This is a genomic window from Dapis hubbardiae BLCC-M172 (assembly GCF_050016015.1).
In the GTDB taxonomy this organism is placed as follows: domain Bacteria; phylum Cyanobacteriota; class Cyanobacteriia; order Cyanobacteriales; family Microcoleaceae; genus Trichodesmium.
Genome location: NZ_JBNHEQ010000334.1, coordinates 1 through 10,281, shown reverse-complemented (window position 1 = coordinate 10,281; position 10,281 = coordinate 1). Strand labels below are relative to the sequence as shown.

Sequence of the window (10,281 nt, the reverse complement as noted above, 5' to 3'; positions counted from 1 at the left end):
TGATAATTGATAATTGATAATTGATAATTGATAATTGATAATTGATAATGAAAGAATTTTTTAAGTCTCTAATTTTCTCTCCCTATTTCTATCTAACTATCTAATGGTCTAATTATCCATTATCTATTGTTAAAAAGGAAATTTCGGATTTATTTAGTAGGAGGTACTGATAACAGATAACTGATAACTGAAATGGCAATAATTTCTAAAATTTTCCCTCTTTCAACTAACGATCAAAATTTCGATTATTTTATGCTATAGTATACTTCTAAGTATATTTTGGCTACAGCATTATCTATATTAATGTATAAAATCATACTTTATAATTAAAATGAACGTTAAAAATTAAGTATCTATAAGCTAATATTCACTATAATTATTCTTTCTTTTGCCTATAAATAAATACACTAACTAAAATTGCTAGTTTAAAGTATAAAAAGTTTTTTTGTTTCCAGAGAAAAATCTCCTAAAAGTAACTCAAAATCTGACATGACGCACTAATTTTCCAGCAGTCAGAAATTTTACCTTAACCAGAAAAATTGACAATAATATATTGCCATGAAGACATATATCTGATAGAGTCTCTACAAAAAAACTCAAAAATATATAAAGGATGACTGAACTAAACTCAGTAGAGAAAGAAGAACTAGCACCTTGGCGATCGCCCCTAGCCAGAGCCATACATAAAAACCAGAGCCTTACTTATGCTCGTTATCTCCAGTTAGCAACAGTTACCCCAGAAGGCAAACCTACAAATCGTACCATTGTATTCCGAGGTTTTTTAGAACAAACCAATCAGCTAAAATTCATCACCGACAGTCGTAGCCAAAAAGTAGAGCAAATAGAAAAAAATCCTTGGGGGGAAGTCTGTTGGTACTTTCCCAAAACCAGAGAACAATTTCGCCTCAGTGGAAAACTTACCCTAGTCAAAGCCAATAATTGTCATCCCAAACTTGCTAAAGCTAGACAAACTACATGGCAAGAAATTTCAGACAATGCCAGACAACAATTTACCTGGCCTAATCCATTAGAAAGTAAAGTAGAAGTTAGTGCTTTTGAATTACCTCCACCAAACTTAGCAAATCCCCTATTTAACTTTTGCCTATTATTACTATATCCAACAAAAGTCGAGCATTTAGAACTAAGAGGAGAACCACAAAATCGCTGGCTTTATCAAATTGATACCCATAAAACTTGGTCTACTCAAGCCATAAATCCTTGAGTTTATTGACACGCTCAAAGCAAATATAGATTTCTAGCGTTGCTGAAACTTTGGAATGAATCTTTGTACTTCTCTCTTTCTCTAAAACTATAATTCCAATGAGCTTTGTTGCATGAAAGTAGCGATAGAGCATCCATTCCGCAGCTATATCGCTCTGTTTTGCAATTATTGATGTTCTATTCATCTATTGTCCAATAGTTAGGGATGGCAAATTAAACCTCAAAGCCTTTACAGGCAAAAGTTTCAGCCTTTTCCTACACCAAAATTGATGTTCTATTCATCTATTGTTCAATAGTTAGGGCTAGCAAATTAAACCTCAAAGCCTTTACAGGCAAAACTTTCAGCCTTTTCCTAGCTCAAAATTGATGTTCTTTCATCTATTGTTCAATAGTTACAGCAGCGCTACGCGCTAGGGAATAGGCAATAGGCAATAGGCAATAGTAGGATTTCAGGATTTAGAAATGTCTGCGCTCTTTGCTTCGACTGCTATACATAATGGGGAGCAAGTGCGGCAGCTATATGCTTTCATGCAATAAAGCCATTCCAATGAGCAAATAAAATATATATATAATTCCTCCCACACCCACTAATACCATTTCTCAAAAACTTTATCTATTTCAGAGCAGGGGAGTAGATAGGGACGTTGCATGCAACGTCCGTACTAGGTAGAAACGTTGCATACAACGTCCCTAGAGAGAAGTAAAAACAACAATAATTAATATTAAATTAGCTAAAACTAGCAAAAAAATTATTTTTTATGTACTAATTAATTGATAACTGAAGTATTACCCAAGTATAGCATTAATGCATGGGAATTGGTATAATTCATCCCGCGCTCTATGCAACGCCGGATTTCTATTGGCAGTCGGCTAACCAAAGAACCCTAAATTTTCAATACCTAGAGATGTCAAAACCTTTAGTAATTTGGCAATAAAGAGGAGGAAAAAAGGCAGGAGAGACTTTTGGTTACTAGAAAACTATTTTTATTAATCAAAAATCTTTTCCTCCTCATCCCAAACTAACCATAATACCGACTCTTTTAAATTTTCAGCCTATTTATCAATCAACCCTCCTAAGTTAGGTGGGAAAGTTGCCGATGGTGTGGTTAAATTTCTGAGCTATCCAAAAAAGCTTGAATTGCTCTGTCTTGCAAACTATGATCTGGATGACTCAAAGAAGGTGCAGCATGAGACTTCACTAAAACAGACTGTGATAATTTACCTTGTAAACTTTCCAGTTGTTCCTCAAGAGCATCAATTCGATCAACCAAAGCACGAATAACCTTAGCCTCAGAGTCAGGCAAACTACCATGTTCTAAAGGATTTACCTTAACTCCAGAACGATATACAACTCTACCTGGTATTCCCACCACTGTACAATCTGAAGGAACATCCCTCAGCACTACAGAACTGGCACCAATACGAACATTACTACCAATATTAATATTACCAAGAACTTTTGCACCTCCACCAATAACCACATTATCTCCTAAAGTAGGATGTCGTTTGCCACTTTCTTTACCAGTACCACCAAGAGTTACTCCTTGATAAATCAGGCAATAGTTTCCCACAATAGCAGTTTCCCCAATCACAACACCCATACCATGGTCAATAAATACACCTTCACCAATAACAGCTCCAGGGTGAATTTCAATCCCGGTCAAAAAACGGCCTATATGAGAAATGAAGCGAGGGAAGAAAGGAAGTTTCAGAGAATACAAACTATGGGCAACTCTATGAAACACTAAAGCCTGAAGACCAGGATAGCAAGTGAGAACTTCCAACCAGTTACGAGCGGCAGGGTCTCTTTCAAAGATAATTCGGAAGTCAGCTAAAAGGGTTTTAAACATAAAAATTGACGATTTTTAATTCAGTAGGTTAGTTCAGATTATATTTTAATCTGAATCAAATTAGTTGTTTAAATGTGCGTTCAAATACTACTAAAATACTACTATTATGTCTTTATTTCCAATCAAAAAAGTATAGTATTGATATTTAGTTAGTTAATGACGAGTATCTTTATTTTACAGTTAATCAAATTAATATAACTTTTGGCTGAATATATCATTATAATTTGCTGAATATATCATTTTATATGATACTGGAATCTGAATCAAATTAGTTGTTTAAATTTACCTCAAAATACTACTATTATGTCTTTATTTCTGATAACTATGGTATTGATATTTAGTTGGTTAGTGACGAGTGTCTTTATTTTGGAACCAATGGACTTAATACAATGGCTACATATTCCCCAGTGGTTATGTCTATCAGTAATTTTCCTAGTTATTTCTTGGTGTTTAGGAGATTAATGGTCAATCTAGCAGAACCACTCTACTTTTTATGTCGGCTTTTCATGTCGGCGAGGGGTTGAAGTGGGAAGTTGTTCAGTAGCAAACAACCGCTTTTTCTCCTGAATAAAGAAAGGCTTTCAACCTTAATTATTTGGTAATTTGTATTACTATTAATCATGGTATTGCAGACAGATAATAAAATATTTCAAATATAGTCTCTAAGTATTACAAGATTCAACTATTCTTTTTTTCTCCTAACTATTGGCAATTCAATAATTACCAAATTCGGAAGTCTAAAGCCTGCCCTTGGATAGGGGATGAAAAAAATATTCAACTCAGTATTTTAAGCCTCCGACTAAACTTGGAGATACTGATAACTGTTGAGCTGCGCGACATGAATGCGGAGCATTCCCTATAGGAAAAAACGCAGTTCCGACCATAAGAGGCTAACTGATCGCTGAAATGACCTACCCTGTAATAATAAATACTCCATCTAAATCACAATTCAATTCTTAACCTTAAAACCTTATTTATAAATCAAGAAATCATGGTGCGCGAATTTTCTTTTTCTTTTGGGTTCCGAAAAATAGAAGAGAATAACCCCTCATATAACAAATATCAGTCAGGCTTAATCTACCGAGCAATTGTCATAATGTTATTGACCACAATTATTATTGGTCTACAGGTAACTCGTCTAGCCCAACTACAATTAATTCAAGGTAAACAGAATAGGGAACGAGCAGAAAAAAACCGCATTCGACGTATTCCAGTATCCTCTAATAGAGGACTAATTCTAGACCGCGATGGCAAGCCCTTTGCATCTAACCGTCTCACCCGTTCCATATACTTATGGCCGAGAGAACAACCAAAAGAACAATGGACAATTACCGCAGCCAAACTCAGCCCCATAATTAATATACCAGCCAACAAAATTTTTGAAAAAGTAGAACAGGCTATTACTTCAGGAGAAAGGAATGTAAATCTTACCTCTCAAGTTAGTCGTGATACTTTTGTCAGTTTACAAGAAAGGGCTGGAGAATTTCCTGGTGTAGAAGTCAGAGCTGAATCAACTCGTTATTATCCTCATGGACAATTAGCATCCCATATCATCGGATACCTTGGTGAAGTTACATCAGCAGAACTAGAAGCTAACCCAGAATATCAAATGAGAATGATGGTTGGTAGGATAGGAGTTGAAGCTAGTGCTAATGATCTACTAGCAGGAAAATGGGGTCAGCGTCTGATAGAAGTCAATGCCCAAAATCAGGAAATAAGAAAATTTGAAGGAGAAGAGCCTCAAGGTGGAAAAACTATAAAGTTAACCCTCGATCTAGACCTTCAGAAAATAGCAGAAAAAGCTTTGGGTTTTCGTAAAGGGGCAGTAGTTGTTCTAGATGTCAATACAGGGGAAGTTTTAGCAATGGCAAGTTATCCTAGATTTAACCCCAATTTCTTTATAGAACCCATGTCTGAAGAAAAATGGCAAAGTCTTCATAGTCAAGAACAGTCATTTGTGAATCGAGCGCTCCAAGGTTATCCCCCAGGTAGCACATTTAAAATAGTTACTTCTGCTGCTGCTATGGGGTCTGGCAAATTTTCTCCTTATTCAATTATCCAAACCTCTGACTCCATTTATATTGGAGGTATTCGTTTTCAGGAACATAGTGGGGGATATGGTCCTATTGGTTTTAGAACTGCATTAGCTTATAGTAGTAATACCTTTTTTTATAAGTTGGGTGTGAGTATTGGTCATGCAGAAATAGGGAAATGGGCATATAAACTTGGTTTAGGAGGCAAAAATTTAAACCTTCTGGGGATACCTGCTACATATAATGGTCTGATTCCTACTGAAGAAGATAAACGGCAAATTTATAATGATGCCTGGTATTTGGGTGATACAGTGACTATGGCAATTGGTCAAGGTCTGGTTTTGGCCACACCCTTAGAATTGGCAGTAGCAGCAGCAACAATAGCTAATGGCGGGAAAGAGGTTAAGCCTCATTTGTTGGCCGATGAAACTAACTCTCCAGAGATTAAACCTATCCCTACAGGATTGAAACCTGAATATGTGAATATGATCAAAGAAGGGATGATTGATGTTGTTTATTATGGTACGGGACGCTCTCTTAATGATGGTACGATTCCACTTACAGGAGGAAAAACAGGTACATCAGAACTAATTGGACAAAAGTCTCATTCCTTGTATGTGGGTTTTGGGCCAGCCGAACAGTCAAAAATAGCGATCGCTGTGATTATTGAAAATGGCGGTTTTGGTTCTGTGGCTGCAGCTCCAGTTGCTAAACAGGTTTTTCAAACTTATTTTAGGAAGTATAGTCAATAATTAATTATTAATTATTAATTATTAATTATTAGGGTTTGCTGAAAAAGTATGAGTGGTTAGGGTAGGAGTTAGGAGTTAGAATAAATAGGGGTTATAGAGTAGCTAGCAGTAAGAATAGTCCCTTAATTTTTTGTAAGCATTCAGCCGTCAGCTATCAACTATCAGCTTCATTACTTTTAAAAAAGGAAAAAGCAGTTGAGATTTTCAAAGAATTAAAAGTATTGGTCAAAGTCTATTAGCTAACCTTAATAGTCTAGTCTATATAGCTAAATTGTTTATTTAAAAGCTGAGAGCTGACTGCTAGTAGCTGAATGCTTACAATTTTTCTGCTGTAGTGAGTATTAAAGGCGCACTTTTCAAACCTGAATGACCTAAAAACTTACACTTTTTAAGAATCTAAAAAGGCTAAAACGTTTATCAAAAAAAAATGGGTCGCTCAACCCCACTTCGATCAGCGAAATGTTTTTGGAGCGGGGTAGAAATCCCAGTTACAAAAACAACGGCGTTGGTAAATCAATAGATGAAACGTTCAAAGTAATCTGTTTCTAATACCTCTAAATATTTAACCAGAGTAAGTAATGGGTATCACCCATAGTAGAAAGAAAATCATCCCACCAATTACCAATGCCAAAACAACTGTCAGATGTGTGTCTTAAATTCTGTTTTCTTACGGATCCCTCAGGAAATGGGAACCTCAGAATTAAACACTCGCTTCTGACTTCTGAGTTCTGACTTTGTTAATTGTCAATCGCTTTTTTCTCCATGATATAGAGAGGCTTTATACCTTAATTTTCCGGTCAAGCTAAATTGAAGAAAGGGAAAAAGGAAGAGAGAAGAAATATTGAAGAAAAAAAGTTCAATATATAAAAATTTTCTTCTTTTGCAGCGAGAATATTTTTTCTGTTGGGAATGCTGCACAAAAAAGTTTCGTCTTGTTGCCTATTCCTACTCCCTACTTCCTATTCCCTAAATTTTTTATTTTGGCATTGAAGAAATACCTTTGAACAATAATATCAATCCGCCAACTAAAATTGTTATCGCTACACCACCAATCAATAAATCAAGCAAACCAGTATTTTCCATAATTAAATTAAATTTAGGGAATAGGAAAGTAAGCTTTCAGTCGTCAGTCATCAGCTATTGCTTTTTTTTAGATAAAAACTTGATTTTCAACCGCCCTTAAAAGCGGGGTATTATTGCTGAGAGCTGACTGCTAATAGCCTGAATGCTTACACAGGAAATAGGTGAAGAAACAATTATTTGTTACCTCTAATTCAGCATAACTTTAGGAGTATTAATACTCATATCAAATCCGTTTAATTCAGTCTAAAAAAATTTTCCATTTTCAGCTATTACCATATTTGTAGATATCTCCATCTCCCCACCCTCCCCACACTCTTTCTCTAATTACCGAAAAATCAAGGTATAAAGCCTCTCCTTTCAAGGAGAAACAAAAAAAATATTCCTTTTATTCAATCCTATCCGTTTTAGGGAGAGGTAATTATCAATTATCCATTATCAATTATCAATTATTGAAACCGATACTACCGGATTTGATATGATACCCCCACACCTGTAGAGTGATTTCAATCCTTGGCCTTATTCAAGCTTTAAGATTTAGTCAATCAACAAGTTTCTTAATACTTATTTTACAAATTATTTTACAAATAGTCTCTAAGAGTATATATATCATATTTATTTTTTTACAGTCAATACTAAGTTGACTAATAATCATTAAATTTTTATTTAATTTATTGATTGTTCTGCGAATTAGAGTGAATTATAGATACCATAGTAATAGATAGTAATAGTATTTATAAATTTTTCTTGAATATTATTAAGGAGTACACAATAAATCTGGAGAAGAAGCGGTATAACTTCCTATTAAATATTAAATTTACTAATTTTTTTCTATGAGCTATTGCCTTAACTTACATTGCCAACAGCCTCAGAATCCCAATGATGTCGAATTTTGCCAAACTTGCGGTTCAAAATTGTTACTGCGAGAACATTATCAAGTGGTTAAACCTATTGGCAATGGCAGCTTTGGCAGAACTCTATTAGCAGTAGATTTAGATAGATTTAATATGCCTTGCGTTATTAAACAATTTTCTCCACAAAATCAGAGTTTACTCTCTAGTAATAAAGCATCAGAATTGTTTAAAAGAGAGGCAGAACAATTATCAAAGTTAGGCTGTCATCCCCAAATTCCTAGTTTTTATGCTTATTTTGAAGAAGATGAAAACCTCTACTTGGTAGAAGAATTAATTACTGGGCAAAACCTCCTAGAAGAATTGGAAGAAGAAGGTGCATTTAGTGAGGAAAAAATCTGGAAAATATTATATGAAATCTTGCCATTACTAAAATTTATTCACGAGAAACAAGTAATACATAGAGATATAAAACCAGAAAATATATTACGAATTAATCCGGCAAATTCCCAAAAGGAAAAAGAATGCCAAAAATATCAATTAGTGTTAATAGATTTTGGTGTTTCTAAGCTAAATAGTCAAACAGACCAAAATAAAATGGGTACTATTACTGGCACTTTAGGATACGCCCCTATAGAACAAATACGCGGAGGTAAAGCATATCCAGCTAGTGACCTTTACAGTTTAGGTATGACTTGTATTCATTTACTAACTCAAGTACCACCTACTCAACTTTTTGATCCATTGAGTGGAGAATTAATTTGGCGATCGCATCTAATTGAAAAAGGAATAAAAATTAGCGAAAATCTAGAAAAAATATTAGATAAATTAGTCAAAGATTTAGTCAAAGAAAGATATCAATCAGCTACTGAATTACTCATAGAAATTGCTCTAGTTTCCACTAAAAAAGGAAAAACAAAGCCAGAAAATCAAAATACTAATCAATCAGAAAAAACTTTTTTAGAGAAATTGCAAATACATCAAAAAAAATCTCATCTTGATGTAATTGTTCAGGCAGAAATAGAGGCATGGAAAAATCAAAAAAAATCAGAAAAATTATCAAATTATAAGCAAATAGAAATATCTAATAATAACGGCGATAGTTACCAACCAATTACGACAAAAGTATCATACAATAACCATCTCAACCATCAATCAGAACTAATAAATAATGTCATAGAATTTGACAGGAAAAAAGTAAATTTACTTCCTACAAAAACCAAAATCAGAAACTATGTAGAACTCTCTCAATTATGGAAAACTGTACAAATTATCAAAGATAATAGTGCTCCTGTAAATAGTATAGCCATAGATTCCCAAGGTTTTATTTTAGCAAGTGGTAGTGATGATAAAGCAATTAGACTCTGGAACCTCCAAACAGGACAACTTTTGCATAAATTTTTAGGTCATACTGCTGAAGTTTATGCAATAGCTATTACTGCTGATGGTAGAAGAGTTATTAGTGCTGGAGATGATAGAACAATATTAGTTTGGAATCTACAGAAAAGAAGAATTGCAGATAGGTTTTATAGTCATTCTGGTTCTCCTTATAGTCATCGTGATGGTGCTATTTTTGCTGTAGCTATTAGTCCGGATGGTAAAACTGTAGCAAGTGGAAGTGCTGATAATACGATTAAAATTTGGAATCAACGAAATGGAGAGTTACTATATAAATTACATGAACATTTAGATAGAGTATTTTGTGTGACTTATAGCAAAGTAAATAATATTTTTACAGAAAATAATGCTTCGCAGAATCACATTTTTGCTAGTTGTAGTGCTGATGGTTCTATTAAAATTTGGCAGGTAGGTTGTTGTGAAAGTCTGAAGACATTAAGAGGGCATTCTGGCAATGTTTATTCTGTTGCTTTTAGTTCGGATGGTCAAACTTTAGTTAGTGGAGGTGAAGATAAAACTATTAAATTATGGGATGTTTGTACGGGTGAGTTATTGAATAGTTTAAAAGGTCATTCTCGTGGAGTTTTATCTGTTGCTATTAGTCCGGATAATCAAATTCTTGCTAGTGGGAGTATAGACGGTACGGTTAAGTTATGGAATTTGCAGACTGGGAAGTTATTGGATAGTCTTTGTGGTTATCATCCGGTGCAGTTTAGTCCGGATGGTAAGACTTTGGTTAGTGGGGGTGAAGGAGGTCGGATTTTAATTTGGAGGTTGTAGGAAAAGACTCTAGTAGTAGACCGTTTCATCTAGTGCATTAGGGAGTAGGGGAGTAGGGGAGTAGGGAAGTAAGGGAGATTGAAGTTAATTATAGAATTATAAACATATACTATATAACCGGATTCTATGTAAACACAGATTTTGGCACGGATGTACGGATTAAATTCGCACTTTGAGTAGTAGTAGGGTGGGTTAGAGAAGCGTAACGCACCGAAAAAGGGAAAAGAATAATGGTGCGTTACGGCATAATTTTAGTCAGAGTAGTAGTAGGGTGGGTTAGAGAAGCGTAACGCACCGAAAAAAGGAAAAGAATAAT

6 protein-coding genes are annotated in these 10,281 nt (G+C 34.6%); 4 read left to right on the top strand and 2 right to left on the bottom strand.

Features of this window, described 5'->3' with window-relative positions; genetic code table 11:
- Window positions 1-613: 613 nt before the first annotated feature.
- On the top strand, window positions 614-1,222 hold the full coding sequence (locus tag ACP6PK_RS30845) for an Npun_F5749 family FMN-dependent PPOX-type flavoprotein (RefSeq protein ID WP_426565497.1): 609 nt from the start codon (window positions 614-616) through the stop codon (window positions 1,220-1,222).
- Here the strand turns inward: ACP6PK_RS30845 and ACP6PK_RS30840 are convergent.
- Both ACP6PK_RS30840 and cysE read right to left on the bottom strand, forming a co-directional pair.
- Window positions 1,200-1,406, bottom strand: a complete 207-nt coding sequence (locus tag ACP6PK_RS30840; RefSeq protein WP_426565495.1) for a hypothetical protein — start codon at window positions 1,404-1,406, stop codon at window positions 1,200-1,202. The genes ACP6PK_RS30845 and ACP6PK_RS30840 overlap by 23 nt on opposite strands.
- A 921-nt stretch (window positions 1,407-2,327) precedes the next feature.
- A complete protein-coding gene (gene cysE, locus ACP6PK_RS30835; protein WP_426565493.1) occupies window positions 2,328-3,071 on the bottom strand; it encodes a serine O-acetyltransferase in 744 nt (247 codons plus the stop codon).
- Window positions 3,072-3,374: 303 nt separating this feature from the next.
- Here cysE and ACP6PK_RS30830 point away from each other — a divergent pair, with 303 nt between their 5' ends.
- From ACP6PK_RS30830 to ACP6PK_RS30820, 3 genes are all read left to right on the top strand, one after another.
- Window positions 3,375-3,533, top strand: a complete 159-nt coding sequence (locus ACP6PK_RS30830; RefSeq protein ID WP_168186395.1) for a hypothetical protein — start codon at window positions 3,375-3,377, stop codon at window positions 3,531-3,533.
- Between the two features lie 529 nt (window positions 3,534-4,062).
- Window positions 4,063-5,856 carry a penicillin-binding protein 2 gene (gene mrdA, locus ACP6PK_RS30825; protein ID WP_426565490.1) on the top strand — a complete coding sequence of 598 codons (1,794 nt, stop codon included), beginning with the start codon at window positions 4,063-4,065 and terminating at the stop codon, window positions 5,854-5,856.
- Window positions 5,857-7,769: 1,913 nt separating this feature from the next.
- Complete coding sequence (locus ACP6PK_RS30820) at window positions 7,770-9,965, top strand: protein kinase domain-containing protein (RefSeq protein ID WP_426565488.1); 2,196 nt, start codon at window positions 7,770-7,772, stop codon at window positions 9,963-9,965.
- Window positions 9,966-10,281 lie beyond the last annotated feature (316 nt).

Bases quoted from the DNA above. Each gene is read 5' to 3' on its own strand.
- ACP6PK_RS30830 (WP_168186395.1), top strand. From the start codon at position 3,375: ATGTCTTTATTTCTGATAACTATGGTATTGATATTTAGTTGGTTAGTG.
- cysE (WP_426565493.1), bottom strand. From the start codon at position 3,071: ATGTTTAAAACCCTTTTAGCTGACTTCCGAATTATCTTTGAAAGAGAC.
- mrdA (WP_426565490.1), top strand. From the start codon at position 4,063: ATGGTGCGCGAATTTTCTTTTTCTTTTGGGTTCCGAAAAATAGAAGAG.
- ACP6PK_RS30845 (WP_426565497.1), top strand. From the start codon at position 614: ATGACTGAACTAAACTCAGTAGAGAAAGAAGAACTAGCACCTTGGCGA.
- ACP6PK_RS30820 (WP_426565488.1), top strand. From the start codon at position 7,770: ATGAGCTATTGCCTTAACTTACATTGCCAACAGCCTCAGAATCCCAAT.
- ACP6PK_RS30840 (WP_426565495.1), bottom strand. From the start codon at position 1,406: ATGAATAGAACATCAATAATTGCAAAACAGAGCGATATAGCTGCGGAA.